Here is a 462-nt window from a genome sequence, read left to right on the forward strand (position 1 = left end):
GTGCTCCCACACCCGGACCGCGTCGTGGTGGTCCTCGACTGCTGCTTCGCGGGCAACGCGGCCCGGGTGTGGGAGCACTTCGAGGACAAGCGGCGCGTCGTGCTGCTGATGAGCGTGCAGGCCAACCACCGCCTCGACGCGGGCGATCCGGGCACCCCCACGCCGTACACGGAGAACCTGGCGGAGCTGCTCGGCGAGGAGGACGGCACCACCGTCTCCTGGCTCGCCGCCCGGCTGCGGGAGCGCATGGCCGAGCAGAAGCGCCGCACCCTGCGCAACGAACCCTGGGAGCCGCAGCTGCGCGCCGACGCGGGCGCCGACGCAGTGAGGCTGGGGAAGGAAGGCCCGCAGGTCCCGCTCCTGGCACCGGACGGGACCGGCCCGTCCGGCACGGCCCCGCGTCCCCCGCGTCCCCCGCGTCCCCCGCGCCGTCGGCTGCCGGCGTGGACGGCGGCAGCCGAC

At 76.2% G+C, this 462-nt stretch carries 1 pseudogene; it reads left to right on the forward strand.

Features of this window, described 5'->3' with window-relative positions:
* Positions 1-462: pseudogene (locus tag LPA54_RS38090) on the forward strand (VWA domain-containing protein); the annotation flags it as partial.

The organism is Streptomyces sp. DH12 (assembly GCF_020873895.1).
Classification (GTDB): Bacteria; Actinomycetota; Actinomycetes; order Streptomycetales; family Streptomycetaceae; genus Streptomyces.